Raw genomic sequence first — 24,104 nt, 5'->3', positions numbered from 1 at the left:
AAATAAAACTTCGATATGCGAGTTATCAAATTGTATCAGCAAGTTCGATATCGGACTGATCGACATCGGCGTCAGCAAGCGATACCATCTGGGCTTTTGCTCGCGTGGGGGTTTCTGCAGCTACGATGACACCCTCAACGGCTGGTGGTGCTATGGCCCGGTAGGCAGTGTATGTACCAAAATTCGTCGCGTACGTTCGGATCACAGATCTGATTCGAACGTCCATGGTCATGAGATCAATCTCACCGTCTTCAAAGTCCTGCAGGGCATCTTCGACGTTTCTGAGGGCTGAAATCCGGTCCATTATACCGTTCTGAATGTGTCAGGTTGGGGTTCGTACACGTCACCCTGACGTCTGAGCTTTTCGAGTTCGTACTCCGCTTTCGATCGGTCCATACCAGCGGTTTCGACCCGCTCAAGAATCTTCTCGAGGGGTGCACCAACATCGTACTCCTCTTCGACCTCGGCAATGACGCCCTTGAGATTTCGGATGCGATCGCGCTGACTCTTTGATTGTCCGGTTTCGATCACGTCAGCGTCGAATTCGCCCGTTTCGGGATCCATTCCAATGTCTTCGAGCGAGTGGGTAACAACTTCAAGCACGCGGTCGACATCCTCAGTTTCGACCGTATCTGAAAGGCGCACCCTGGCGGAGGCCTCTGCCAGGCGCACCAGTGCCTCGAGTTTCCGGGCGGTGACCGGTACGGGTGCATCACTATCAGTGCCCTGTGAGCGAAGATCGACGTAGAACTCCTCGATCGTCTCCTTTGCTTTTTCCGTCATCATCGGGAAACAGCTTCGCCTGGCATAGGCGACGTATTTTCGCAAGAGTTCAGCATCGATCGCTGGCTCGACATCCTCGGTAACGTTCTCGACCTCAGCGGCCGTGACGTTGGAAGTCTGTGTCTCGGTCCGATGGGTGTTGAGCTCACCGGCGTAGTTCGTGTTAAGGATGTGCTCGGCAAGCTGTTTGTCCTCTTCGGGATCTGGCTTATCAGTCACCGTGAAGATGATGTCGAATCTGGAAATTAGTGCCGGCTCAAGTTCGATCTGGCCGGCGATGCCCTCATACTCGTTGAACCGGCCGTACTTCGGATTGGCTGCACCCAGGAGCGAACAGCGCGATTTGAGCGTTGCGTTGATTCCTGCTTTGCTCACGCTGATCTCCTGTTGTTCGAGGGCCTCGTGCATCGCCGACCGATCTTCGGAGTTGTGAACGATCATCCCGTTGGCCACGAACGTGTGGGTTCCAGCCACGGTCAGATCGTACACCGAATCGTACGCATGATCGGTCACCGTTTCAGTGGCGTTCACCCGACGGTAGACCACATCTGAAGGCCCCGCGTCCGTACTGTTCGGGGGGACCATCACTTCTCCGCCGTCGGTCTCGATCGATACCCCGGCGGACGGAACGGCGATCCGATCGCCGACCGACAGCGAACTAGCCTCCCGTTCGATCTGGCGGTCACCATGACGGACGAAAAACGGATGATCGGCCGTGGTAACGATCGAGTCCTCAGTTTCGAGCTCGATTCTATGTAGACGCTCGGGTGCCTCATAGCGATGGACAGCAGTCACCGGACGGCGGACTAGCCGATCGTCTTCGGTTTTCGTCCACACGGTACAATCACCGCCGCGGATGGTTTCACCGTTTTCGTGGCGTTCGATCGTTCCCGTTTGTTGGGCTTTCTGGGCAATTTCCTCAATCGATTGTGGGCCAGCAACCGTTCGAACGAGCGTTTCCCCGGTCACACACCGCATTTTATCGAGCTCGTCGACTGCCGCAACACCCTGGTCTGCGAGCACCAGCGCGCCCGCCTCCAGCGACCACTGCTGGCCTTCACTGAAATCATCTCTGACCGCTGCAGCCGTAATACCGGCGGCCGAGGATCCTTTGCCGGAGGTGTACACCGACCGCGGCGCAATGTTTCTGACGTACTGCAACAGCTGTGAGTTGTGTGAGACGATACCGTTCGTGAGATAGCTGTGCGTACCGGCTACCTCTAGATCGTAGACCCACGGTGTTGGTGGTTCGATCTGCTCGATCGAGCTGATTCTTGCCGTCGCAACCGCCTGCTCTCCAGTCAGGTGATCGACAACCGTGCCACCGTCCGTTCGAACGGTTGGAGGGGCCACGGCGATAGGTGTCTCAGCCGTGAGCTCTGTGGCCGTGACCGGCTCGAACCCGTCGTCTCCCGGAACGAACAGCGGATGTGACGGAGTTACAGTCACTGTGCGTCCATCGCTCGTGGAAATTTCGTACAGTTGCTCGGGCGCGGTTCGCTTATACACCTTCGTTACCCGCCGAGTGGTGAGCGCACCCGATGGCGTCATCGAACGAACCGAAAAATCAACCGGCTGATACACGCCATCATCGATCGGACGCGGTGAATCCAGATGCGATTCGACTAGCTCACCAATTTCGCTCGGAGAGCCATCCGCCATCGTCACTGTTGTGTCCCCTGTTACACATTTACCAGTTCCCGGATCACCAATCAGCAGAATGTGCATGTCACCGCGAATCCGCACACCATCGGGAAGATGCTTGGTCACTCCAGAAAACAGCTGAAGAATGATTGCCAGCTTCTCCATATCGTAGCCATAGATCGAGGGGGCCATCGAGTCGACCATCCGATCGTAAATATCCGGCTGATCGGAAAGTGAGATGATCTCCTTTTTCTCTTCTTCGCTGATGGTCATGTCCTCAAAGCGGTCGTCCTCGATCTCGACGGTGACACCGTCCATGTAGATGTCGAACATCGTCGATTTCTCGCCATGGGATTCTTGCTGGTCGAGATGTAACACACCGGTCACCTGGACGGTGTCGCCAGCGGTCACCTCGCCCGTGATGTCGTCCTCGATGTTGATATCGATGCTCTGGGGTCGCTCTGCACCACGGAGACCCTCTGGACTCTCTTGAACACGGAGCTTCTGGGCGTCGACAAACTCGGACTGATCGAAGTTGATCCGAAACGGACCCTGTCGTTCACATCCCTGACATTCGTGAGGTTGATGGAAGCTCCCACCAGTCTGCGGGATTCGAGTGAGCATTCCACACCGCTGACATTCGAACGCCGCATTCTGAATTTTGGGCCTGACGTTCGTTGCCTTCCGGATGATGCCGCGGATGCTCACCAGTTGGCCGTGATGGTGTGATCTGATATCACGGATACCAGTGGTCTCTGGCAGGTCGTAGATGCGAACGTGGGCCTGGCCGAGACTCACATCGACTGGCAGATCGTAGAGGCGGAGCGCTTCCTCTGCATACTCTCGATACTGTTCTGGTTGCGTGCGAACGTCGTCGGCGAGTGACTGATCAAACCGATAGAGATCATCCCATGAAACGTAGAGTGACCGCTGCTCGTTCGGATACTTTCGTGCAAGCTCGCCGATCTCGTTGCGGTAGTATGTGCGGTAGAACTCCTCGAAGCGATCGATAATTTCGGTGTCCTCCGCGGGGGCCATCGACTCCTGGTTATGCATCTCCGAATAAGAACCTTCGCACAACTGCCCGAAACTGGAAATCGAGCTGATGTGACGGAATTATTTCTACTTCTATTCCACCGAGTAGTGCGAGCAGATCACCCCAGACGACTGTCACAATCAGCCCAACGGCAAGAACGGAGACGAATGGGATTCCTGGTGTAATCCAGACGGTGTCGCGCCCATCAGTTAATCGATCGAGTGCGGTGCGGAGTGCCTCTGGGCTAGTTCCATAGAGAGAGCCCTCAACGGCCCCGACGACCGTTTTGGCACCCCATCGGTCGCCCCGAACGGATGGTGCGTGCTCGTTGGGTGCGTTTCTGAGGACCTCCAGATCAAGCTCCCAGTAGTCGAGATACCACCTGAGAGCATCCAGATCCACGCCGGGGCGTGGAATCCATCCGTCGGTGACCGTGAGCAGTTCGCCGTGGCGATCGCAGACGGTCCCAATCGCACAGGGTTTGCCGACGACCATCGCAGTGGTAACTCGTCGATGCCAACAGTTCACCGCGAACAGCGCGATCGGATACCACGTCGAGAGCAACAACGCGTTGAGAACGACCGCAATGACGAATGGTCGAGCGACGACCGGGTGGACGGAAAGCGCGTGATGGAGCTCAACCGGGGTCGTTGGAAAAGCAATCGAGAGTATGGCGATTGCTTTGGCGTCTGCACCACCGAACAGCCCGAGTCGCCAGTAACAAAAGCCAAGCATCGATCCAAGGAAGACAGAGCTCACGCCCCGAACGAACTGAGCTCGCCCAAAAAGCGCCTGGCCACCAACCACACACTCGAGCGTGAACGCAGCACTGGCGGGGACCAGTGCGTAGTACCAGAGCCAGTCGGGAACCCGACGGCTCCGGCGATCGTACCACCCTGCAACGACGAAACAGCCTCCAACCAGAAGCTGACACCAGAGTAGCGCTCGATCCAGCACAGCGGGGGCTGGTCTCGTCTTCGGTTAAAAATCCTGCCGTTCGAGCAGCTGTTCGAGCTGGTGTCGCCGCCGGTCTACGTCCCAGCGAGGGGCGACGCTTCCCTGATTTGCCAGCCGATCGAGCAACAACAGTGGATCGGTTCCCTCGGCTTCGATCCGTTCGATCAGGGTTTCGATCGAGGACCGGTTGAGCGCAAGCGAATCGAGCAACCCAAGCAACAGCGCAGTTGGTGGTGCCGTTTTCCCATCGGGAAACGACTCGGAAATGCGATTGAACGACGGCGTATCGGACACACTTGTGGGATCGTCGAGTTCCTGGAGGGTAAGACAGCGCGGACAGAGCCCGATAGCATCAGCGTCCGTCGGTGCGTGCGTACGGAGTGTTTGATCGAGCAAAAACGATACCACAGTAGAGTCGCAGTTCGAACAGCGCATAGCACCGATCTGGGTGCGATTGCAAAAAGGCGTCCTACTCAGGATTCAGGCGACCGATTCCACGGCCACAGCGTCGTCTTCCTCTTCTTCTTTTTTGTTCTTGATCTTTTTGAGCCGGAAGATCTCTTCGCGCTCTTGTTCTTCTAGTTTTTGTTCGATATACTCCTGGCTCTCGTAGAGATCGGGGAGCAGTTTGAATTCCAGGGCGTTGACACGGCGTTTGGTCGTTTCGATCTCTTCGAGCATTTTCTTCATGGCGGTTTCGACCTCTGCTGCGAGAATGATCTGTTCGATCAGATCCTCATAGGCACCCGCCGCTTCGTCGATTCGAGCGCTCGTCCCGACAACACCGTATCCACGCTCATCAAGTGACTTTTTCACCTTCGTGGATTCGATCTCGGGAACGACGACGCCCATGATGTTTTTCGACTGCGTGACGATCTCCGGATGTTCTTTGAGTGCGGCGGCAGCACCGCGAACTGCGATGTCGCCGTCCATCGCGCGTGCCATGTTGATCTTCCGCTGGGCGTCGTCGTAGACACCACTCAGATCGGAGCGAACGTCCTGGGCCTGATCCAGAATGTCCATGAACTCCATGATGAGTCCGTCACGTTTCTGCTCGAGCGTGTCGTGACCCCGCTCGGAGAGTTCGATGCGGTCCTCGATCGCCATGAGATTCTTCCGAGTCGGCTTGACGTCCGTGGCCATGGTTTGATATCCGGACGTTACCGATGGAGAGTCTTACGTGTTGTTGTTGCCTCCAGTTCCGAGAAGCGTCCGGACACAACCGAGAAGACCATCCTGATATAAGATGGTAACCAACAGTACGATGATGAAACGGCGACAGCTTCTCCTTGGCTCCGCTTGTCTCCTCGGTACGACCACCGGCTGTCTTTCGGTCGTAAAAGACGGCGTCTGGGAGTCAGAAGCCGAAGAAACTGCCGAGACCGAAACGCAGACCCCACAGACGACACGATCTGCGACGCCGGCCTCCATGGGCGAAACGATGACTCCCTCATCGACAATCGAATCCGTTACAGACACTGGCACTAGCATCTCTCTCAGTGATCGAGAGACCTACACCAGTCCAACGTACGGTTACACCGTCGACTATCCGCGGGGCTGGCGCCGTTCGAGTGACAGTGCCGACACGGTGATGTTCAACGGGGACAGCGGCCGGGAGATGGTTCTCGTCGTGACTGATGTCAACGAGTCGGCCTCGATCGAGACGCTCGCCGACGGCGTGTTGTACGGCTATCGTTCACGGGTCGAAAACGCTGGCTGGTCGATCGAGATCGGCGATCGCGAACGGACGACGTTCGGTGATGGGCTCCCGGCGATGGAGCTTAGGGCCACACTCTCGGGAAAGGGGCAGTCACTGTACGATACGATATTGCTCGTCAAAGACGGAACCGTCCTCTATGCGGTTGCTGTCGGTATCGAAGAATCACTGGTGACCGACGCCCGACTGGACGACATGCGCGAACTCAGAGAGAGTCTCCGTCTCACTCGGACCGATTCTCGGGCGGTCTGACCCCCGAAAACGAGCGTTCGTCGAACGATTCGTCCGCGAGAAACGCTCTCGAGCGCTCTCTAAACTCCGGAGAATCCCACACAGCGGCGGTGAGTTCGCGGGCCATCTCCTGGCCGAGCAATCCGAAGTTGGTCCACGGCTTGAGGATGGCTTTGATCGAACGATACGCTGCGGGCTGTGGTTTTCAATGATCATCTCGACGAGCTCGATCGCCCGTTCTGTGGCCTTTCCGTCGGGGACAACGCGGTTGATCAGTCCAAACGCCTTCGCTTCAGTTGCATCAAGCGTGCGACCGGTCAACAGCAGGTCTCTGGCACGTTTCTCGCCAACGATCAATGGAAGCAGTTGGACGCCGCCACCGGCCGCCGTTGCACCAACACCGACCACTGGCTGGGTAAACCGGGCTGTCTCGTCGGCGACGATCAGATCACACGCCGAAACGAGTTCCGTTCCTCCCTCCGCACAGATTCCATGCACACCAGCGACGACGGGTTTGCTCGTCTGTCGCAACAGATCCAGCGCTTCGAAGTACGCCGTCATGAATCTGAGCCCCTCTTCGAACGAGATTGACTCTAGATACTCCAGATCGGCACCGGCACAGAATCGCTCACCGTCGGCCGTAAGGACGATTCCCTGAACCGCATCGTCGCGGTCGGCGGCGGTGACAGTGGCCCCAAGTGCCTGAATCACCTCCATGTCCAGAACGTTGTTCCGCTCGGGAGCTGCGAGCTGGATCACTGCAATCCGACCATCGGCCACCTTCTCGTGTCGTATCGTGTCTGATTGTGTCACTGATGTTGTTGTACAGCCAGTGCTTTCATTACTCGCCTGTGATAGTGACGGTGATCGCTTCGGGCATGTAGGCGTTTGCGCCATACCCTTTCAGATTCCACGGGAACTGACCGTCAGTAATCGATTGTTCTGTGTCTTCGGGCCCATCGATCGTCGCGGGCTGGGTACGACCCGCCCGGTCGGTTGCTCTCGAGACAAGAGTGTGCTCACCCTCGGTTGGCTCCCATTGGTACTCGAACGCCCGCCAGGCCGCCTGCCCGCGATTTTCCCCTACGAACGTCGCCGGCTCGAAGCTGTCGCCACCGTCGGTCGAGACAGCAACACCCTCAAGTTCGTTCTCACCACCCCAGGCGACACCCCGTATCGTGAGGGGGCCATCGCTTCGATTGATCGTGGCTCCATCTGTTGGTTTTGCGATCAGCGATTTGACGAGCATCTCATAACAGTACGGGTGCTCGATCGCGTCCGACTCCATCTGTGCGTGGGTGTCGTATGTGTCGAGCGTCTCGTGCTGGCGAGGCTCCGTATTCTGCCCGCCGAGCAGTCGATAGGAGGACTGCTGCCAGTGTGTGTACCGTTCGGGGTCGTCAAACTGTTCTGTAGAATCATCGTGGATCATTTCGTCCATCACGACCATTCGAACGACCCATTTCACGCTGTTGCAGCCGTACCAGCCCGGCACTACCAGCCGCACCGGAAAGCCGTGTTCGGCGGTGAGCACTGCTCCGTTGCGCTCGTATGCCAGTACACAGTCGCGATGGAGCTTTGCGATCGGAATGGATCGGGTGTACACTGGCTCTCCCTCGGGCGCATCTGCGCCCATAACGGCCACATAGCCGTCAGCATCTGTGCCGATACCCACTCGTTCGAGCAGTTCGCTGACCGGTGTGCCACGATAGACGGCCGTGCTCACCGCACCGAACGACCACTGGTTGCCACCCACGCTCGGGTCGAAATACCGCCGCCCGTTGCCGGCACACTGCATCGTGTGAGCAACCTCTGTCGTCGAAAATCCAGTGCGCAACTCCTCCATCGAGAGTTTCATCGGCGATTCGATTTTCCCCTCGACCGTGATCGTGTGCTCGGATTCTTGCAACTTCGGTGAATCGTAGTGGCTGCGGATGTACGCCGCGTCCACCGGCGTCTCGAACGACAGATACGACGCTCGATCGCGAGTCTGCCCGTTTGGCGGTGAGGTCGAGAACAGTTCGAGGCCAGGATATTTGTTTTCGAGCACCGATCTCGTGTAGGCGTGATACCCCTTTTCCCCATCTGGCGTATCAGTCGAGTCGCCGGGGTCGAGCAGCGACGAACAGCCAGCCAGGGCTGTTGTGGTCGCTCCCACGAGAGTGAGATAGCGCCGGCGGTCGATCCCTGCCGAATCGTCTCCGTTCTCACCGGTGCTTACAGACCCATCGGATGGTTCGTTGGACTGGGACATCTGTTTGCCCAGACTAACGTGTACCTCCTACTTCCAATTTTATATCGTTTAATTGTTATTCTGAAACAATTACTGTGCCAACCATTCCGGAGACCACGTGTGGGACACAAACGTAGACGTATTCGCCGGGTGTTTCGAACGTGTGTTCGTACGTGTTGCCCGTTTCGACCGTCTGATACACTTTGTTTTCCTCATAGCTCGCAAAGGGTTCGGCCCCTGCGGGCAGTTCGACACGATCACTGTCTTCTGGCTTTGCCCCAACGTTGTGACCAGTACTCTCGAACGTCCAGGTGATGGTGTCGCCGGTCGAAATCTCAATCGTCTCTGGCTCGAAGACGAAATCTCCATTGGGACCCGCAAGGACTTCGTTGGTCTCACGGTCAGTGCCGTTCGATTCTCCCAAACAGCCCGCCAGAAGGGTGCCCGTGCTCACTGTGGCCACCTGTCGCAACACGGATCGGCGTGTCGTCATGGATACAAACTGTAGGAAGCTAGCCCACTATACCGTGGCGATTCGTCGTCGAACTATCCAGAGTATTGGAGAATATAGCTATATTACTACACAGGATAGATGAAAATATTGCCATTCCATAATGAAATAAGTCGAAGGATTATTCACCATGGCAAATATTATTTACCTCTACGATAGCCTAATGAATACGACTCTGCGGAATGTCATTGCGATATTCCTGGTAGGGTTCTGCCACAAACGGGGGCAACAATCGACGTGAGAGTTGAGCGATCTAGTATGACATTGGACGAAATACACAGCGAATCCGAGCCACAGACGGTGCAACTGTTGATCACGCCACGGGAGGGAGAGCCAATCGAGTGTTCGATTTCGGCCGTTCGCTGGTCGATCGTCACTCGGAGCAGCTGTGGGCTGCTGTACTGTCCCAGTTGTAACGAACTCGTCAAAGAGGAGAACTGTCGACCGCAATCGCGGATCGAATCACAGCCACGTCGTCCGACACTCTGTGCCACGTGTCACGACTGGATGGTCGTCGTGGACTTCATCCAGCGACAGGACGTCCAGCTGCCGGCACAGAAAAACAGTCGCGAGATGTGGCGGGCACCGCGACGACGATCACCCGTCTCCTGAGGTCGTGTCGTCGTCAACACCGGCACCAGTCGGGGCTTCGGGGAGGTCGTACGGTTCGACGGGAATGTCGAGTGCTTCGAGTGCCGCGCGCAGGTGCTCTGCTGTGGCATACTCGGCCCCGTCCTCGATCCGCAGCTGCTGGGCTTTTGCGAGGACCACACCGCGTTTTTCCTCGGGGAAGTCGTACTGATCGACGGAGAGTTCGATCACCAGTCCGTTATGGTCGTGCGTGTATAGCGAGTGGAACACGCCTCTGTCGAACTCGTTGTACGGGTGGTCTGCTCGCTCGAGCGCTGCCATTACGTCACGGAACCGTTCTGGTTCGAGTTTGAACGCCAGATGGTGGACGGCCCCGATTCCGGGTCGTTGTGGTGTCTGTTGTGATGTACGATCCTCGTTGACGAAAAACGACAGCAGCCGTCCATCACCTGTATCAAAAAACAGGTGTGTGACCGACGGCGCGTCGAGATTCGGCTGTCGAAGCACGAGAGACATACCGAGAAGATCGCGGTAGAACGCGATCGTATCGGCTTCGTTCGAGCCGATCAGCGTGATGTGATCCACGCCAGTCGTGTGAATTGGGCTGTCCGGAAGGGTAGCTGTGACTGGGGGGCCATCAGTATCATTGGTCATACTACAGATTCGGGCTGGACCGTTGTGACGTTGTTCATTGGGAGCCAGATTTGTCCTGGAGAAACTCCTGGCGACACGCCGGCGTGCAAAAATGCTCGGTGTGGACGGTATCGGCCTCGACCCACGTCACCACCCGATGGTCCGGATCGTATCCAACCGGTGTCTCACAGCTCCCACAGTGGGGGGTCTCAGTGACGTTCTCGGCCAGCTCTGAGGTCGGATCGACCGTCATCGCAGCCACCATGCCGTCGATTCGAGACTTCGTACTGATCGAAACTTCATCGATCGTTCGACGGACGGTAGCCACTTGAACGTCGTCCTGCTGGCAGGAATCCAGACGGTCGAAACCGTTTAATCAGCTCACCGATCGCGCAGCACTTGCTCGCCGGGGAGCGTCGTTGCACCCGCACTGAGCACGACACCTGGCGCAAGCGATGTGTTGACGCCGGTTTTTGCGCCGTCGCCCGCGACGATACCGTATTTTCGCCGACCGGTGGAAACGCGCTCGCCCTTGACGGTCTGTTCGATGTTCGCATCGTCGTGGCGGAGATTTGCAACCTGTGTGCCGGCACCGAGATTGACGGCCGGACCCAGCAGGCTGTCACCGACATACGAGAGGTGTGGGACGTTTGCACCCGCCATCAGCACGCTGTTTTTCACCTCCGCACCGTTGCCGACGTGACAGTTGCTCCCGACGCGGGTTGGGCCCCGAATGTATGCGTTTGGACCCACCTCTGCGCCGGACTCGATCAGTGTTGGCCCCTCAATAACGGTGCCGGCATCGATCGTTGCACCGTCTGCAACGACGACTGGCCCCCGGAGTTCGGCGCTGTCGTGGACTTCACCATTGATCTGACGATTACACTCACCAAGTTTCCACTCGTTTGCCTCAAGCAGCTCCCACGGTCGACCAACGCCGAGCCAGCGGTCGAGAACGACTGCCCTGATATCGTGCGTGTCAATGACGGCATCGAGCACGTCCGTGAGTTCGTACTCGCCTCGTTCGCTCATCTCCACGTCGAGTTCGTCGCGCGCTGTGGCCGGGAACTTATACGCGCCGGCATTGACCAGATTGCTCGGAGGCTCGGCTGGCTTTTCGATCACTTCCGTGACGGTCTCGCCGTTCAACGACAGGACGCCATAGTTCGACGGATTGTCCACTTCGATCGACCCGATAGCGGGGCCACCGCCAAACAGCTCGTCGAGACTCGCCTGGTCGTACAGGTCGTCGCCGTTGAGCACCACGAACGGGCCGTCGATGAACTCACGCGCACACCGCACGGCGTGTGCGGTGCCGAGCTGTTCGTCCTGAACGGCGTAGCTGACCGGCACTCCCTGATAGCGATCACCAAAGTACGATCGCACCGTGTCAGCCTCATATCCGACGACGAACACGAGCTCGTCAGCCCCGGCCTCGATCGCACCACTCGCTGTGTGTGCAACGAGCGGTCGGTCTCCGACCGGCAGCATTGGCTTGGGGGTAGAATGAGTCAGCGGTCGCATTCGCGTTCCTTCTCCTGCTGCGAGTACGATAGCCTGCATACGAGAATGGCCGCGGGCCGCCGGGATATGCCTGCTGTTCTGCGTTCAGTACGAGCGAATCTTCGGTTCGTAGCGCTTGTCCTCGCCTTCGAGCAACACGTCGGTGTAGTAGAGATCCGGATCGCCATTGTTCCAGGCGACCATCGTGTGTTTGAGCCACTCCTCGTCGTCGCGTTCCTGATAGCCCTGCCGCCAGTGGGCACCGCGGAACTCCGTCCGTGCAAGCGCACCGAGCGTGAGCACTTCTGCCTGATCGATGAGATTGCGCGTCTCGATCGTCTGGATCAGATCAGTGTTGTACGTCCGGGACGGATCGCTAACACCAACCTCCTGATAGCGCTCGCGACAGTCCCGAATATCGCGCAGTGCCTGTTTCAGGCCGTCCTCGTTGCGAAAGACGTTGACGTTTGCCGTCATGGTCTCCTGGAGATCCGAGCGCACATCGGCGTGGTTGATCCCGTCGGTTTCCATCAACCGGTCGACGCGGTCGCGTTCCTGTTCAAGCGTCTGCTCGACGACCGACCGCGGCGAATCGTCCGCTGTGCCCCCATCGGCGACTGGCGATGTCGATTCGACCGCGCCGAGTTCGACTGGCGGTTCGACATCGCCGTCTTCAATACGGGCGGACGGTCCGGTTTCGATCTGGGGTGTGCCGGTGTCTTCGCCGGCGGCATGCCGACCAGCGCGGGCACCAAAGACGATCAGCTCGGGCAGCGCGTTGCCACCCAACCGGTTTGCGCCGTGGACGCTCACACAGGCACACTCGCCAGCGGCGTACAGCCCGGAGATACACGTCTCTCCGTTTTCATCGGTCTCGATGCCACCCATCTCGTAGTGCTGTCCGGGTTTGACCGGCATCGGCTCTTCGAGCGGGTTGACACCCTCGAAGTCGGTGGCGAGATGGATAATATTCTCCAGACGATCGGTGATGCGTTCTTCACCGAGGTGTCGCATGTCGAGGTGGACAGCGTCGTTCTCGAAGCCACGACCGGCGTTGACCTCGGTCACTTCCGCGCGGGCGACTACGTCACGGCTCGCCAGCTCACCGTCGTTGTTCGCGTAGCCGTACTCGAACATGAACCGCTCGCCCTCGCTGTTGTAGAGAATCCCTCCCTCACCACGGACACCCTCGCTGATCAACACACCAGTCGATGGGAGCGTCGTCGGGTGGAACTGGACGAACTCCATGTCCTGGAGTGGCACTCCCGCCCGGTAGGCCATTGCCTGCCCATCGCCGGTCTGTGCCACCGCGTTCGTCGTGTGAGCAAACATCTGCCCCGGACCACCGGTAGCGAGCACCACGCCGCCGCTCGCGATGAATCCATTGAGCTCGCCGGTTTTGATGTCGTAGCCGATACAGCCATAGCAGGTGCGGTCTTCGGGATCGGGCTCGTCGGTGACCGCAAGCTCCATCACGTACTGCTCGTCGTACACCTGAATGCCGCGTTTGACCACCTGCTCGTACATCGTGTGCAACAGGTGATGGCCCGTCTCGGCACCCGCGTACGTCGTTCGTGGGAACGATAGCCCACCGAACGGACGCTGGGAGACGCGGCCGTCCTCCTCGCGAGAGAACGCCATTCCCCAGTGTTCGAGCTGCATCGTCTCCTGTGGACTGTCCTTGCAGAGCGTCTCGACGGCAGGGGCGTCACCGAGATAGTCCGACCCCTTCATCGTGTCGTAGGCGTGATCGTGCCAGTCGTCGCCGTCTTTGAGCGCGGCGTTGATGCCACCCTCTGCTGCCCCAGTGTGACTCCGAACCGGATGGAGTTTCGTCACCATCGCCACGTCAGCCCCAGACTCGTGGGCTGCAATGGCTGCTCTGAGACCCGCACCGCCAGCACCGACGACGATCACGTCATGTTCATACAGTGTCATTGTTACCAGAATTTGAGATTGTTCTTCACGGCTTCGCGTTTGAGCTCCTGAATATGCTCAGTGAGTGGAATGTCCTTTGGACAGACCTCCGTACAGGAGAACTGCGTCTGACAGCGCCAGACACCTTCTTCGGCCTCAATCGTTTCGAGGCGTTCCTGTGTGACGTCGCCGTCTTCGCGCTCGTCCATCACGAATCGGTAGGCCTTGTTGATCGCAGCCGGCCCGAGATAGTTGCCACCAGCGGCGATATTACACGAGGACATACACGCGCCACACCAGATACACCGGGTAGACATCTTGATTTTCTCCCGATTTTCACGGTCCTGGCGCTGTTCTTCGAGGCCGTCGGGAACGTCCTCGTCTTTGAAGAACGGATCGACCGCGTCCATCTGCTCGTAGAAGTGCTCCATATCGACCACGAGATCCTTAACGACCTCCTGGTGTGGGAGTGGCTCAATGCGGACCGGCCACTCGAGATCCGACAGCTGGGTCTGACAGCCCAGTCGCTGCGCGCCGTTGATGAACAGCGCATCAGAGCCACAGATCGCCTGTCGGCAGGAGTGTCGGAACGTGAGCGAGGAGTCGAACGTGTCGCGCGCATAAATCAGCGCATCGAGCACGGTCATCCCTTTCGTGAACGGTACGTGAAAGTCATCGAACCGCGGCTCACGCTTTCCTTCAACCTCGGGATCGTAGCGGAACACCTTCAGCTCGACCGTCTCCTGGTCGGTGTCACCGCTTGTCTCCGATTGGGGCGAGTGCTCGCGTCGCTCGCGTTTTTTCGCCAGACGGCGCTGTTGGGGTGCCGGCTGGGCGTCGGTGTCTGCATGCGTCTCCGTGTCGGTGTCTGGTACGTTCGTGCTCATGGTTCAGATGAGGTTGCCGCCAGTCATTACCCACGCAACGCGGATTCCCTGTGCGATCAACAGGACGCTCGCGATCGTGAGGCCGTATTTGATAACTGTGCGTGGCGTTCCCGAGATGCCCTGGTTGACGAGCGCGTTGTAAACGCCGTTGACGCCGTGGAACGTCGCCGCAATCAAAAACAGGACCATCGTCACGAAGTAGCCCGGCTGACTCATCCGTGCCGTCGTGCCCGCCAGCGTGATCTCTGCTGCGTGGTGAACGAAGTGCAACAGCATGAAATGAAACGCCAGGACGCCAACGAGAAAGACTGCCGTCACGCGCTGGAGCAACCACCGCGTGTCCTCGCTGGAGAACGAAGAGTAGTGTTCAGCCATTTTAGAATCCCCCCAGGAACGTCGGAATAGATCCGATCGCAATCGCCCCTGTAACGACCAACGAGGCGTAGAAACTTTTGTCCTGTGCGTCCAGGCCGAGCCCGAGATCAACGAACAGCAATCGGAGCCCGTTGAGGATGTGAAAGACCGCCACTGCGAGCAGTCCAACCTCCATAAACCGGACGATCAACAGCGACTCCAACCCCTGGAGCGTTCCATTGTACATCGTTTCGCCCTGAATGGCGGTGCTGAGAACGGCGATATGCGTGAACAGATAGCCGATGAGGACCCAGCCGGTGAACTTGTGGAGCACCCAGGCCCACATTCCAGCGGAGAACTCCGTCCAGCGCCCGAAGCTCTCTATGTGGCCGCGATCGTACGACTGACTCATGTGTACTAACGGCTTTGAACCCCCCAATATAGTAGTTTGTGAACTGCAGACGCCGCAGAATCCGGTTCAATCAGTAACAACACCCAATTGAAATAAAATTCTGCTCCCCGATATCACAATTAAACGGAGCGTCAGTTTCAGACGGTTTTGGATTGGGGCGAAACACATAACAAAACAACTGTATGATTGGTAGTGAATGGATATTCAGCGGACAGTTGCTGGCATGGCGTTGCACGATGGTGAAGAAATCTTGCATAATCAAAAGCCCAGCTGGCTGAACTGGATGAAATCGATCGTATTCATCGGGATCATTGGGGTTTGCACGGTTGGGTTTGGACTCGTGTTTCTGTATTTTCCCTGGCGTGCCCGACAACGAACCCGGTATGTCGTGACGTCAGATCGCGTGATCGTAAAAGAGTCGACCTGGCGGACGACAAACGTGAACGAATATCCGATCGAGCACATCACCAGCACGAAACACGGGAGCCGCCTTCTGGGTGTGGGATACGTCGAGTTCGCCGTGAGCGGTCACACCGGTCCAGTCGTTCTTGGGGGCATTCGCAATCCCCAACGCATCTCCAGCGATATCCAGGAACTGCGCAGTACTGGAACCCGAAGGGCTGCCCACTGATTGGGCAGTCACAGCCTATCGGTGTGGACGGGCCGCGCGTTTAGGGTTCTGTTCTTCCGGTGCTCGTATGCACACGACTCGGTCGATTGACTCCTGGTCGTGGCAATCGCTGGGGGATAGCGACACTGCACGCCCACGAACCGACGCTTGGACCACTACACTGCTCGCTGCGGTCGCACTTGGCGGGTTCAAGACCGATCAACGGCGTCCTGATCGAGCTGCACGGCCCGTTTCGTCCGGTCGGTGAGTTTCACCAGATGACAGATCGGATTGCCGGGATAGACCAGCGGATTTTCGAGAACGCCAACGAGCAGGCCGGTAAACGGTGCAGTAACCGATTCAGTGTCGACGAGAAACGGATCAGTAATCGTACAGATGACATCCCCCTCGTGAACAAGTGCGCCCTGTTCGAAATGCATATCGACGAGTCCGCCAACGTCGGCGCGCAGCCACGTCTTGTCCTCGCTCGTTGCAATCACCGTTCGCCAGCCAGGCCAGCGAACCTGTTCGGAGTCAGTGATTTCGAACTCGGCGAACACGCTTTTAACTCCTTCGAGCGCGCGATCGATGAGCGGACGCTGAAACCGGTGGGCTTTGCCCATCTCAACCGTGATCGTCGGCGTTCCTGCGTCGGAGGCTTCGCGACGAAGTGAGCCCGTCGGCCCATCACTCGAAATGATGACGTTCGTGGCAAACGCGTGTGCGAGTCTGGCAACTGCCTCGTCGGACATGTCAGCGCGCACGTGAACCACGTTTGTTCGCCCCCGCGTTGATGTGTGAAAGTCGACGCCCAGATCACACGGCGCGATGAAGTTGGTGAAGATCCGGTGTGCCATGCGTTTTGAGCTCGTCGAGCTTTCGCTCCCGGGAAACGATCGATTGAGATCCCGGTCGTAGATCGGTAAATACCGCTGCTGGGCAATAAACGCCGGAACATTCAACACCGGCAAACAGACGAGCGTTCCCCCAATGTCGGTGAGATCACCCCCTGAGAGTCCCGTCTGGGCGATCTCACGGACCACCTCGACGCCGTTGAGTTCATCGCCGTGTGCAGCGGCGCTCAAAAACACCGACGGCCCCGGCTTCTTGCCGTTGATGATCGTCACCGGAATCCTGACGGCATCGCCGAGATACGTCTCACTGACCGTATAGCGGAAGTTCTTCGCCTCACCCGGCGCAACCGAACCACCCTGAAACGTGAACGTCTCTCCGCTCATGCCCATACAGTCTACCACAGGGAATTGGTACTAAAATCTATCATTGGAATAACTCAATACGATAGTAATATATTACCAACCGGCAGTATTTTCACACAAAAATACATTAATAGTAGCAGGAATGAATTCCGGGGGTGATAGTGACGTCGTCCGCGTCGGCGTACTCGCATTACACAACAGCAAGGAGACGAAATCGATACTGAATGCGATTGAGGCACTCGGCCATGAGCCGGTGTGGCTCCGTGGAGAAAACACGACGATCGCCATCGATGATGGTTCGATCGATCTGGAGCCGGCAGTGGACGTGATCGTCAACCGATTGTTGTTGTCGAACAGTGAGGCACCGATTGAGGAGCTTGGATTGGCCCAGACGCTCGCAGAGATTCGGCCGATGTTAAACCAACCAGCGGCGGTGTTGACGGCCGTCCATAAGTTTGCGACAGCGACGAAGCTCACAGCCTGGGACAGTCCAGTTCCCGATGCATTGCTCGCACTGTCGAACGAGCGCCTCAACGACGATCGCGAGCGGTTCGGAGCGATCGGCGTGTACAAAACCGCGATCGGAACGCACGGCGGTGGCACGTGGAAGGTCGATCTCACTGACCCGGTGAATCCTCGGGTTGGGAACCGACAGGCGTTCTTACAGTCGCTCATCGAGGAAGAAGACACTCGACACAGTGATCTCCGTATCTACATCGTCGACGGACATATCGTCGGCACAATGCGTCGGTATGCGCCCGATGGTGACTGGCGGACGAACGTTGCTCTCGGTGGGACCGTCGAAGACGAAACCACAACTCTTCCGGAACCCGCCGCAAAGATCGCGCTGTACACTGCTGAGGTGATGGATCTCGACTACGCCGGCGTGGATCTCGTTGGCGATGGTGATCGATGGTACGTCCTTGAGGTCAATCCTACTGCTGGCTTCAAGGGGCTGTTCGCAGCCACTGGACGGTCGCCTGCGCCCTACATTGCACAGCTTGCGCTCGAACGAGGGGGAGTCTCCATCGACACCGAACGCGTCCATGAACTATCTAGCACGCTCGATGACTCGACACCATCGTGTATCCCAGATCGGTACCGATCTCGTTCTGAGACAGCATCGATCATCGGCTACATCGAGGAGGTTGTCGTCAGCGGAACGAGCGGCTCGACCACCACACTGGCCAAATCCGACACAGGTGCCACCCGGACATCGATCGACACCTCGCTCGCCGCTGACATTGGAGCCGGCCCGATCAAAGCAAAAACACGGGTGAAATCTGGCTCAGTAAAAGGTGGAACGGTACGCCCTGTCGTCGATCTGGTAATCGGTATTGGTGGACGCCAGCACACCGTCACCGCCAGCGTCGAAGACAGAAGCCACATGGATTATCCGCTGTTGCTCGGTCGCGATATTCTCAAACATTATCAGGTAAACGTCCGTCGTCGAGCTGACGGCGATAGTGTCTCCCCATCCGCAGACGACGAAGCTGAAGAATAACCCCTGTGGGTGTGTCGGTCCTCGTTCGACCCCCTGGTTGGTCTTATGCCGTGACTTCGAGATCGATGTACTGCGCCTCCCACTCGTTGCGCGCATCGATCTCACGGTTCCCCCGCCGTGTAACCGTATAGAAATTCGTTCGACGATCGCGCTGGCCCTTTTCTACCAGCCCCTTCTCGACCAACGTGTCGAGATTCGGGTATAAGCGCCCGTGGTGAATCTCCTTTTCGTAGTACTCTTCGAGCTCCTCTTTGATCGCGAGCCCGTGTGGTTCATCGCTCCCCGCGATGACATACAGCAGATCCCGTTGAAAACCGGTCAAATCGTGCATGACTGTATACTTACGGATATTACCTATTGGGTGCCATAAGCGTGTCGATCGGTTAACAACCGTTTCCGGGTGAGAGTGTTTCCCAACCGTTCGATTCGACGTTCAAAACGATAGCGAGTGTTAGAAAACAGGTAGTATTAAACATGTCGCTTGTTTTGTCTGTTCTAGCGAGTCGACTAATTTATTGCCGGGTGGAATGATAACATGGCATGGAAGAAACGTTGTTCGAGGTTGAGCGCCAACAGTCCCGCACAGCAATCGCTGATTATCTACAATCCGTCGTTGACAAGTTAGCGGCTGATGAGTCGTTCACGCTCACAGACGGAGCGGAGGAGATTACGCTAACAGTGCCCGAGACAGCAGAATTCGAGGTAAAGGTCGAGCGCGAGACTGAGGGTGACGACGTCGAAATGAGCGTCGAGTTCGAGATCGAATGGTCGGACGGTGAGACCGGTGGCGCGTTTCAGATCGAGTGACCTTTTCAGGCATCGAGCGCGGCCACGGGTGTGTAACGGCCAGTCAGTGGCCCGCGGACGGGAAACTCGCCAACGTCGTTCCAGGAGCCTCGATGTGCGAACAATCGGCCGTGGTGTGTGGCGACGTAGAGTTCACCCTCGATGGCTGTCATTCCCGTCACCATTTCGTCGGTAGCGGGAATGCTGAGCGGATCGAGTGAGCCGGCGTTGGTTGCGACGAACAGTCCGGGATCTGCGTCTGGATCGTCCCAGTCCGAGGAATTCGAGAGGGCACCGGCGGCATAGACGTTGTCGCCGATCGAATAGACACTTCTGAAGTACGACTGGCGGACGTTCTGATCGAGACGCTTCCATGTCTGGCCGGCATCACGCGTTCGGTAGAGACCGTGTCCGGTTGCAGCAACGTATTCGGCCGGGCCGGTAACGGTTAGTTCATGGATGTCGGGATCCACACCATTCGATCGCTCGACCCATGAGCGACCACCATCCGTGCTACAATGGATGCCACCGACTTCGACGCCGGCAACGAGCCAGTTTTCTCCGGCGGGATCGGCGAGGATTTCCCTGACATGGGCTCGATTCTCGTGGCGCGGGAGACACCAGTCATCACGCGAGGGGAGCTGCTGGAATCCATCAAGTTCTGTCCATGTGGGTGGTGAGGGTGGGTCGATCGACGACAGCGATGCTCGAAAGATGTGTGCGGGACTCGTTCCGACGAGCAGTTCATTTGCGTCCGGATTCACTGTCACTGCGTTCGTTCGTTCGTGGGGCACACAGAGCTCTCGCCACTCCGTGCCATTATCCGTGTGATACAGTCCACCCTGTGTCGCCGCGAACGCGCCCGACACACCATCGAAGGTGCGAAGGCGGTGGACGCGACCGGCATCTAGCGTCTGTTCGGTGTGCCCATCGAATTGGGTGTACACCCCGTCGTCGCTGCCGATCAGGAGCATACGTTCACAGTTGTGGTGCGGAAAGATAAACGATTGCCGTGTCCCAAACGATTTCCAGCAATTCGAACTACCCATCAGAACAGAAAGAATAACTGATCGCCCACCGAGTCGCTGCTATGGCTAGAGATTCGATGAAGCCACCGTTGTTTGGGCTCCTGACAGTGCTCATTGTGACTGTGGCAGTGATCAAAGGACAGGTGTTTCTAGGATTGCTATCACTCTTGTTTTTGTACGTGCTGTATCTGCTCACGCAACTGTTGAATACGGTCAATCGGCTTGCAGACGCCACAGAACGAGTCGCCACGCAACTCGAAACGGATGCTGAGCAGTAACTCTCTGAAGTATTCGAAGTAGAAAGGAAAGCAGCCCGGCCGGGATGAAAACGCCCGGCAAGGCATGCCGCCCTGAATTGGTCCCCGCTGACGCTTCGGCCCTCCAAGCGAAGCGTCAATCTAACCAAGTGGCTTTATTGGTATAAATGTACCGGGTTAGCGATCATGAGCGTGCCAGGACGGCACGTGTGGGGCCTACATGTGCTCTTCTTCGAGTACCCATCCCAGCGCTCGACGGTAGTAGGTGAACATTTGCCGAACACCTTCGTGTCGCATGTCCTCATCGTCGAGCTCGTCTTTGAGATACTCGTATTGCTCACGAATCTCCGCTTCGGATCGCATACCCGGTTTAGGACCCGCGTTCGCCAAAAACTTGTGGTCTCACTGGTGGGTTTCAGTCCAGTCGATACTACTGAAACTGTCCAGTGTAGAGCAGTCTGTCAGGCCGTTACGGGGCCAATGGGCGGGATAAACTCGGTTCATTCACACGCCAGCGTAGCATCGTGAGACTACGGTTCGTAACGGTCGAAATTGTTCGATTCCCGAATACTCCGAATGGCCGCCCGCCCTGAGTTTTGCTCGATAATCCCATATCACCGGTCAGTCGTCTGCCGAACACACCTCCGTTCGTTTCTCCACGGTGAGTGGTTGTTGGCTGCAGAGTTCACAGTCGAACGCCGGATGCTCTGCGAAATGTCGCACGAGCAAATGCGTTCGTCCGCCGGTGAGACCCGGACGGTCGAGATCGCTCGCCGAGAACGTCTCGCCCATCTCATGGTACAGTCGCTGGACAGATTCGAATGAATCGAACACTTTCCGGTGGCCACTGGAAGTAGCACGCTTTCGTTCGACGACGTAGGAGCCATCGGGTCGGTGTTCGAACGCAGTGTGAACGAACGAACCCTGCTGGTAGAGCGTCCGTTCGAGTGCGGTATATAACGCACGAGCACCACTGGGCGTGAGCTGTGCGGTGCGATCGTCAAGCGCAACGGTGACGACCTCACCCGTGCGTTCGACGGTTGGTGGACTATCGCAGAATTTCTCGATCAGCCACGCGCTCGTGGCTTCCTCTATCCTCCGTCGGCGACAACAGGGGTGGTACTGTCATCGATTTGTATCTCGTGGTGGACGATCAAAATCGTTGGGGACGAGCCGACCCCCTTTTTTGTCCACGCCGGCAATATCATCCATGAAAATCCGGGGGCACCGTGAGTGTCGCGACTGCGGAATCGAGTGGTCGTATTACGAGTCCGGGTCGATCGCCTGCCCGTCGTGTGGGAGTGTTCGCAGCCGTGGGCTCGACGACCGAACGGAGCACACTGCCGGTCGGGCCTCGCTTGATCTCACGCCCGCGCGCCAGGCCATCGAGGAGGAAGACCTCAAGGCCGGGCTCTCGATCGCGGCTACAACCTGTCGGTCGTATCGGGCCACTGCTGGCTTTATCAACGCAGGCTCGCTCGAACCGCTGTCGACGACGTATCTGGGGGCGACCGAACTCCAGTATGCCACAAGAGAGGCCAAACTACGGACAACACTCGATGACTCCGAGCGGCGCTATTGCTATGCATTGCTCAACGGCGCTGATAGCGGCGAGCGCCCTGATCCGGACAACGTTCCCGCGTCGATGCACCAGCCTCGAGGATTGGCCGACGCCGCGTCGGTCGATGCGTATCGCTCCGCGATTCGAACCGCACTTGGGGACACAGTCGATCCGGCAATCGGGCGCTTGCTCACCCGGATCGACGATCACCGGAGCCGAATCGAAGCGCTCGATGGTGCGGTCGATCCAGCGGTTGGTGCGACACTGATTGTGGCAGTGCAGTCGGTCGGAGAACACATCAGGGAAGAATCTGATGGGCTCGAGACCGCACGCGAACGGCTGGACGAATTGGTGTGAGCCGACAGTAGTTACTTGTTCGTAGCCGAGTAACGGGTCGTATGTCGTTTTTCACGCCAGTGCGGCTGCGTCTGTTACGGATTTTATTTTGTTTCTGTGCTGTGATTTCGGTAATAATCTTCTATGATGCGGGGAGAGAGCTTCCAGAACTTGCGTTCATAGCCATTTTCTTTGGAGGCTACTGGTTCATTCCACTGGGAGCGATCTGTGTCGGAATCTGGGCCTTCCGAGAGTTCCGCCTACCATCCCAGCATGCGAAGACCGAGCGCGGTAACGATGAGATAGACAGAGAACGGAATCGCCCCGACCCAGACCGACCCCGTTCGGTCGAAGCCGATCGCTCCACTCCCAGCAACGAGGGCCAGCGCCAGAACTGAAAGCAGCCCGAGCAGTGAACCGTCCTGAAACCCAGTGGCGACAACCAACAAGAGCGTGCTGAAGGTGGCGAGCAACACGGCGATCCCACTTACGAGTGCCCACACCGTCTGACCGACGCCAGTATCCTCTGGACCTCGACGCTCAAGTGCCATGGCCAGCACGCAGGCGATGACCGCACAGGCAATTTCGAGAATCGATCCGCCCGGTAGCATGGAACCGAACGTTGTGGCAGGCACCAGCGCAGTGATCCCGGCGATGGCAGTCGGTCGACCGTACGCACGACTGAGCAGCTGTTCGATCGAACCACAGAACAGCACCGCCATACCGACGCCAAGGAGCAGCGGTGCAACGATGGCTTCGACTCCCAACCAGTACCAGAGCGGTGTTCGTCCTGTCATGCTGGCCATCATCGTCATCCCCGACCCAATTGTAAATTGTATGACGGCAACTGACAGCAGCCCTGCACAGAGAGCTACCCCACCAACGCTGGCAGCGATGGTCTTCTCAGCGAGGGGTGACACTCCTGTTCCGAGGGAGAACCCACAGAGCCAGGCCACGACGACAGCCGGAAACACGAAAACGAGCATTACACGGAGCAGCGTTGCGGGCACGGCACCCGCCAGCAACGATTGGAGATCAGCCACCCCAACTCCGAAGACGACTGCCACCCAGCAAAGCGTCCCCACGCCAACGATCGTCAGCCAGCCCTCGGGCGAGCCACTCGCTGACCAGTGCTGTCGCGCACAGATCGCACCGACTGAGAGCACCATCAGTCCACAAACTGTGAGGGCGAGTGCAGCGATCGTTGACTGGGTAACGCCGGCGATGGGAGTACTGATCCCCGATTTCGCAACAGCAAAAACGACGCTTCCCACCGCCGAGAGAGCCAGGATCACGCCAACGAGTCCGAGTGGACGCAATCGAACCAAACCGAACGAATCCTTCTCAGCTGATAGATCCATTACTATCCAGTTCGTTGTCCGACACTAGTAAGCGT

Annotated in this window: 28 protein-coding genes; 7 read left to right on the top strand and 21 right to left on the bottom strand. The window is 57.6% G+C overall.

Annotated features, from left to right (window positions below; genetic code table 11):
• Positions 1-25: 25 nt before the first annotated feature.
• Genes JXQ78_RS00240 through JXQ78_RS00220 form a run of 5 tightly spaced genes read right to left on the bottom strand, consistent with a single transcriptional unit; the run spans position 26 to position 5,563 of the window.
• Entirely contained in the window at positions 26-304 is a 279-nt protein-coding gene (locus JXQ78_RS00240; protein ID WP_330631464.1) for a DUF7854 family protein, read from the bottom strand.
• Positions 304-3,465 (bottom strand): cell division protein, encoded by a 3,162-nt coding sequence (locus JXQ78_RS00235; RefSeq protein ID WP_330631463.1) that lies wholly within the window; start codon positions 3,463-3,465, stop codon positions 304-306. Before JXQ78_RS00235 ends, JXQ78_RS00240 begins: the two co-directional genes overlap by 1 nt.
• Positions 3,466-3,475: 10 nt before the next feature.
• Positions 3,476-4,420 (bottom strand): A24 family peptidase, encoded by a 945-nt coding sequence (locus JXQ78_RS00230; RefSeq protein ID WP_330631462.1) that lies wholly within the window; start codon positions 4,418-4,420, stop codon positions 3,476-3,478.
• A 24-nt stretch (positions 4,421-4,444) separates the two neighbouring features.
• A complete protein-coding gene (locus JXQ78_RS00225; protein WP_330631461.1) occupies positions 4,445-4,855 on the bottom strand; it encodes a DUF6276 family protein in 411 nt (136 codons plus the stop codon).
• A 45-nt stretch (positions 4,856-4,900) separates the two neighbouring features.
• Positions 4,901-5,563, bottom strand: a complete 663-nt coding sequence (locus JXQ78_RS00220) for a V-type ATP synthase subunit D (protein ID WP_330631460.1) — start codon at positions 5,561-5,563, stop codon at positions 4,901-4,903.
• 103 nt (positions 5,564-5,666) lie between these two features.
• On the opposite strand from JXQ78_RS00220, the gene JXQ78_RS00215 reads away from it, so the two are divergent.
• Complete coding sequence (locus tag JXQ78_RS00215) at positions 5,667-6,389, top strand: hypothetical protein (protein ID WP_330631459.1); 723 nt, start codon at positions 5,667-5,669, stop codon at positions 6,387-6,389.
• Here JXQ78_RS00215 and JXQ78_RS00210 read toward each other — a convergent pair.
• The 3 genes from JXQ78_RS00210 to JXQ78_RS00200 are packed head-to-tail and all read right to left on the bottom strand — an operon-like array spanning position 6,303 to position 9,094.
• Positions 6,303-7,181, bottom strand: a complete 879-nt coding sequence (locus JXQ78_RS00210; RefSeq protein WP_330631458.1) for an enoyl-CoA hydratase/isomerase family protein — start codon at positions 7,179-7,181, stop codon at positions 6,303-6,305. The genes JXQ78_RS00215 and JXQ78_RS00210 overlap by 87 nt on opposite strands.
• Before the next feature lie 28 nt (positions 7,182-7,209).
• Complete coding sequence (locus JXQ78_RS00205; protein WP_330631457.1) at positions 7,210-8,622, bottom strand: sulfite oxidase; 1,413 nt, start codon at positions 8,620-8,622, stop codon at positions 7,210-7,212.
• 55 nt (positions 8,623-8,677) lie between these two features.
• The gene (locus JXQ78_RS00200; protein WP_330631456.1) at positions 8,678-9,094 is read right to left on the bottom strand and encodes a plastocyanin/azurin family copper-binding protein; all 417 of its coding nucleotides are present in this window, start codon (positions 9,092-9,094) and stop codon (positions 8,678-8,680) included.
• Positions 9,095-9,370: 276 nt separating this feature from the next.
• On the opposite strand from JXQ78_RS00200, the gene JXQ78_RS00195 reads away from it, so the two are divergent.
• Positions 9,371-9,724, top strand: a complete 354-nt coding sequence (locus JXQ78_RS00195) for a hypothetical protein (RefSeq protein WP_330631455.1) — start codon at positions 9,371-9,373, stop codon at positions 9,722-9,724.
• Here JXQ78_RS00195 and JXQ78_RS00190 read toward each other — a convergent pair.
• The 7 genes from JXQ78_RS00190 to sdhC are packed head-to-tail and all read right to left on the bottom strand — an operon-like array spanning position 9,710 to position 15,409.
• A complete protein-coding gene (locus JXQ78_RS00190) occupies positions 9,710-10,357 on the bottom strand; it encodes a VOC family protein (RefSeq protein WP_330631454.1) in 648 nt (215 codons plus the stop codon). The genes JXQ78_RS00195 and JXQ78_RS00190 overlap by 15 nt on opposite strands.
• A gap of 34 nt (positions 10,358-10,391) precedes the next feature.
• On the bottom strand, positions 10,392-10,664 hold the full coding sequence (locus JXQ78_RS00185; RefSeq protein ID WP_330631453.1) for a DUF7576 family protein: 273 nt from the start codon (positions 10,662-10,664) through the stop codon (positions 10,392-10,394).
• A gap of 53 nt (positions 10,665-10,717) precedes the next feature.
• Entirely contained in the window at positions 10,718-11,899 is a 1,182-nt protein-coding gene (gene glmU / locus JXQ78_RS00180; protein ID WP_330631452.1) for a bifunctional sugar-1-phosphate nucleotidylyltransferase/acetyltransferase, read from the bottom strand.
• 45 nt (positions 11,900-11,944) lie between these two features.
• Positions 11,945-13,771 carry an FAD-binding protein gene (locus JXQ78_RS00175; RefSeq protein ID WP_330632837.1) on the bottom strand — a complete coding sequence of 609 codons (1,827 nt, stop codon included), beginning with the start codon at positions 13,769-13,771 and terminating at the stop codon, positions 11,945-11,947.
• A gap of 8 nt (positions 13,772-13,779) precedes the next feature.
• Positions 13,780-14,643 (bottom strand): succinate dehydrogenase/fumarate reductase iron-sulfur subunit, encoded by an 864-nt coding sequence (locus tag JXQ78_RS00170; protein ID WP_330631451.1) that lies wholly within the window; start codon positions 14,641-14,643, stop codon positions 13,780-13,782.
• Between the two features lie 3 nt (positions 14,644-14,646).
• Entirely contained in the window at positions 14,647-15,018 is a 372-nt protein-coding gene (locus tag JXQ78_RS00165) for a succinate dehydrogenase hydrophobic membrane anchor subunit (RefSeq protein ID WP_330631450.1), read from the bottom strand.
• Between the two features lies 1 nt (position 15,019).
• Positions 15,020-15,409 carry a succinate dehydrogenase, cytochrome b556 subunit gene (sdhC, locus tag JXQ78_RS00160; protein WP_330631449.1) on the bottom strand — a complete coding sequence of 130 codons (390 nt, stop codon included), beginning with the start codon at positions 15,407-15,409 and terminating at the stop codon, positions 15,020-15,022.
• A 196-nt stretch (positions 15,410-15,605) separates the two neighbouring features.
• On the opposite strand from sdhC, the gene JXQ78_RS00155 reads away from it, so the two are divergent.
• On the top strand, positions 15,606-16,040 hold the full coding sequence (locus tag JXQ78_RS00155; RefSeq protein WP_330631448.1) for a YdbT family protein: 435 nt from the start codon (positions 15,606-15,608) through the stop codon (positions 16,038-16,040).
• 188 nt (positions 16,041-16,228) lie between these two features.
• Here the strand turns inward: JXQ78_RS00155 and JXQ78_RS00150 are convergent, their stop codons facing one another.
• Entirely contained in the window at positions 16,229-17,257 is a 1,029-nt protein-coding gene (locus JXQ78_RS00150; RefSeq protein ID WP_330632836.1) for a succinylglutamate desuccinylase/aspartoacylase family protein, read from the bottom strand.
• A gap of 121 nt (positions 17,258-17,378) precedes the next feature.
• Here JXQ78_RS00150 and JXQ78_RS00145 point away from each other — a divergent pair, with 121 nt between their 5' ends.
• The gene (locus JXQ78_RS00145; RefSeq protein ID WP_330631447.1) at positions 17,379-18,740 is read left to right on the top strand and encodes a putative ATP-dependent zinc protease; all 1,362 of its coding nucleotides are present in this window, start codon (positions 17,379-17,381) and stop codon (positions 18,738-18,740) included.
• Positions 18,741-18,783: 43 nt separating this feature from the next.
• Here JXQ78_RS00145 and JXQ78_RS00140 read toward each other — a convergent pair whose 3' ends face one another.
• Positions 18,784-19,071 carry a PadR family transcriptional regulator gene (locus JXQ78_RS00140; protein ID WP_330631446.1) on the bottom strand — a complete coding sequence of 96 codons (288 nt, stop codon included), beginning with the start codon at positions 19,069-19,071 and terminating at the stop codon, positions 18,784-18,786.
• Positions 19,072-19,280: 209 nt separating this feature from the next.
• On the opposite strand from JXQ78_RS00140, the gene JXQ78_RS00135 reads away from it, so the two are divergent.
• Positions 19,281-19,547 (top strand): amphi-Trp domain-containing protein, encoded by a 267-nt coding sequence (locus JXQ78_RS00135; RefSeq protein ID WP_330631445.1) that lies wholly within the window; start codon positions 19,281-19,283, stop codon positions 19,545-19,547.
• A gap of 5 nt (positions 19,548-19,552) precedes the next feature.
• Here the strand turns inward: JXQ78_RS00135 and JXQ78_RS00130 are convergent, their stop codons facing one another.
• Complete coding sequence (locus tag JXQ78_RS00130) at positions 19,553-20,500, bottom strand: beta propeller repeat protein (protein ID WP_330631444.1); 948 nt, start codon at positions 20,498-20,500, stop codon at positions 19,553-19,555.
• 116 nt (positions 20,501-20,616) lie between these two features.
• Here JXQ78_RS00130 and JXQ78_RS00125 point away from each other — a divergent pair, with 116 nt between their 5' ends.
• A complete protein-coding gene (locus JXQ78_RS00125; RefSeq protein WP_330631443.1) occupies positions 20,617-20,832 on the top strand; it encodes a hypothetical protein in 216 nt (71 codons plus the stop codon).
• Positions 20,833-21,027: 195 nt separating this feature from the next.
• Here the strand turns inward: JXQ78_RS00125 and JXQ78_RS00120 are convergent, their stop codons facing one another.
• Positions 21,028-21,174: a hypothetical protein gene (locus JXQ78_RS00120; protein WP_330631442.1), complete on the bottom strand. Its 147-nt coding sequence runs from the start codon at positions 21,172-21,174 to the stop codon at positions 21,028-21,030.
• A 258-nt stretch (positions 21,175-21,432) separates the two neighbouring features.
• A complete protein-coding gene (locus tag JXQ78_RS19165) occupies positions 21,433-21,879 on the bottom strand; it encodes a DUF7528 family protein (protein ID WP_456237575.1) in 447 nt (148 codons plus the stop codon).
• 142 nt (positions 21,880-22,021) lie between these two features.
• Here JXQ78_RS19165 and JXQ78_RS00110 point away from each other — a divergent pair, with 142 nt between their 5' ends.
• Positions 22,022-22,729, top strand: a complete 708-nt coding sequence (locus tag JXQ78_RS00110; protein WP_330631440.1) for a DUF7117 family protein — start codon at positions 22,022-22,024, stop codon at positions 22,727-22,729.
• Positions 22,730-22,968: 239 nt separating this feature from the next.
• Here JXQ78_RS00110 and JXQ78_RS00105 read toward each other — a convergent pair whose 3' ends face one another.
• Complete coding sequence (locus tag JXQ78_RS00105) at positions 22,969-24,069, bottom strand: hypothetical protein (protein ID WP_330631439.1); 1,101 nt, start codon at positions 24,067-24,069, stop codon at positions 22,969-22,971.
• Between the last annotated feature and the right edge of the window lie 35 nt (positions 24,070-24,104).

The organism is Halocatena halophila, assembly GCA_027563145.1.
GTDB classification, from domain to species: domain Archaea; phylum Halobacteriota; class Halobacteria; order Halobacteriales; family Haloarculaceae; genus Halocatena; species Halocatena halophila.
This window is presented reverse-complemented; position numbering and strand designations above follow the sequence as displayed.

What these genes read in the sequence shown, in the direction of transcription:
- JXQ78_RS00140 (WP_330631446.1), bottom strand. Translation starts at nt 19,071, where the DNA reads ATGCACGATTTGACCGGTTTTCAACGGGATCTGCTGTATGTCATCGCG.
- JXQ78_RS00190 (WP_330631454.1), bottom strand. Translation starts at nt 10,357, where the DNA reads ATGACCAATGATACTGATGGCCCCCCAGTCACAGCTACCCTTCCGGAC.
- JXQ78_RS00200 (WP_330631456.1), bottom strand. Translation starts at nt 9,094, where the DNA reads ATGACGACACGCCGATCCGTGTTGCGACAGGTGGCCACAGTGAGCACG.
- JXQ78_RS00220 (WP_330631460.1), bottom strand. Translation starts at nt 5,563, where the DNA reads ATGGCCACGGACGTCAAGCCGACTCGGAAGAATCTCATGGCGATCGAG.
- JXQ78_RS00195 (WP_330631455.1), top strand. Translation starts at nt 9,371, where the DNA reads ATGACATTGGACGAAATACACAGCGAATCCGAGCCACAGACGGTGCAA.
- JXQ78_RS00110 (WP_330631440.1), top strand. Translation starts at nt 22,022, where the DNA reads ATGAAAATCCGGGGGCACCGTGAGTGTCGCGACTGCGGAATCGAGTGG.
- JXQ78_RS00145 (WP_330631447.1), top strand. Translation starts at nt 17,379, where the DNA reads ATGAATTCCGGGGGTGATAGTGACGTCGTCCGCGTCGGCGTACTCGCA.
- JXQ78_RS00170 (WP_330631451.1), bottom strand. Translation starts at nt 14,643, where the DNA reads ATGAGCACGAACGTACCAGACACCGACACGGAGACGCATGCAGACACC.
- JXQ78_RS00130 (WP_330631444.1), bottom strand. Translation starts at nt 20,500, where the DNA reads ATGCTCCTGATCGGCAGCGACGACGGGGTGTACACCCAATTCGATGGG.
- JXQ78_RS00105 (WP_330631439.1), bottom strand. Translation starts at nt 24,069, where the DNA reads ATGGATCTATCAGCTGAGAAGGATTCGTTCGGTTTGGTTCGATTGCGT.
- JXQ78_RS00235 (WP_330631463.1), bottom strand. Translation starts at nt 3,465, where the DNA reads ATGGCCCCCGCGGAGGACACCGAAATTATCGATCGCTTCGAGGAGTTC.
- JXQ78_RS00155 (WP_330631448.1), top strand. Translation starts at nt 15,606, where the DNA reads ATGGATATTCAGCGGACAGTTGCTGGCATGGCGTTGCACGATGGTGAA.
- glmU (WP_330631452.1), bottom strand. Translation starts at nt 11,899, where the DNA reads ATGCAGGCTATCGTACTCGCAGCAGGAGAAGGAACGCGAATGCGACCG.
- sdhC (WP_330631449.1), bottom strand. Translation starts at nt 15,409, where the DNA reads ATGAGTCAGTCGTACGATCGCGGCCACATAGAGAGCTTCGGGCGCTGG.
- JXQ78_RS00165 (WP_330631450.1), bottom strand. Translation starts at nt 15,018, where the DNA reads ATGGCTGAACACTACTCTTCGTTCTCCAGCGAGGACACGCGGTGGTTG.
- JXQ78_RS00135 (WP_330631445.1), top strand. Translation starts at nt 19,281, where the DNA reads ATGGAAGAAACGTTGTTCGAGGTTGAGCGCCAACAGTCCCGCACAGCA.
- JXQ78_RS00240 (WP_330631464.1), bottom strand. Translation starts at nt 304, where the DNA reads ATGGACCGGATTTCAGCCCTCAGAAACGTCGAAGATGCCCTGCAGGAC.
- JXQ78_RS00125 (WP_330631443.1), top strand. Translation starts at nt 20,617, where the DNA reads ATGGCTAGAGATTCGATGAAGCCACCGTTGTTTGGGCTCCTGACAGTG.
- JXQ78_RS00120 (WP_330631442.1), bottom strand. Translation starts at nt 21,174, where the DNA reads ATGCGATCCGAAGCGGAGATTCGTGAGCAATACGAGTATCTCAAAGAC.
- JXQ78_RS00205 (WP_330631457.1), bottom strand. Translation starts at nt 8,622, where the DNA reads ATGTCCCAGTCCAACGAACCATCCGATGGGTCTGTAAGCACCGGTGAG.
- JXQ78_RS00225 (WP_330631461.1), bottom strand. Translation starts at nt 4,855, where the DNA reads ATGCGCTGTTCGAACTGCGACTCTACTGTGGTATCGTTTTTGCTCGAT.
- JXQ78_RS00215 (WP_330631459.1), top strand. Translation starts at nt 5,667, where the DNA reads ATGGTAACCAACAGTACGATGATGAAACGGCGACAGCTTCTCCTTGGC.
- JXQ78_RS00150 (WP_330632836.1), bottom strand. Translation starts at nt 17,257, where the DNA reads ATGAGCGGAGAGACGTTCACGTTTCAGGGTGGTTCGGTTGCGCCGGGT.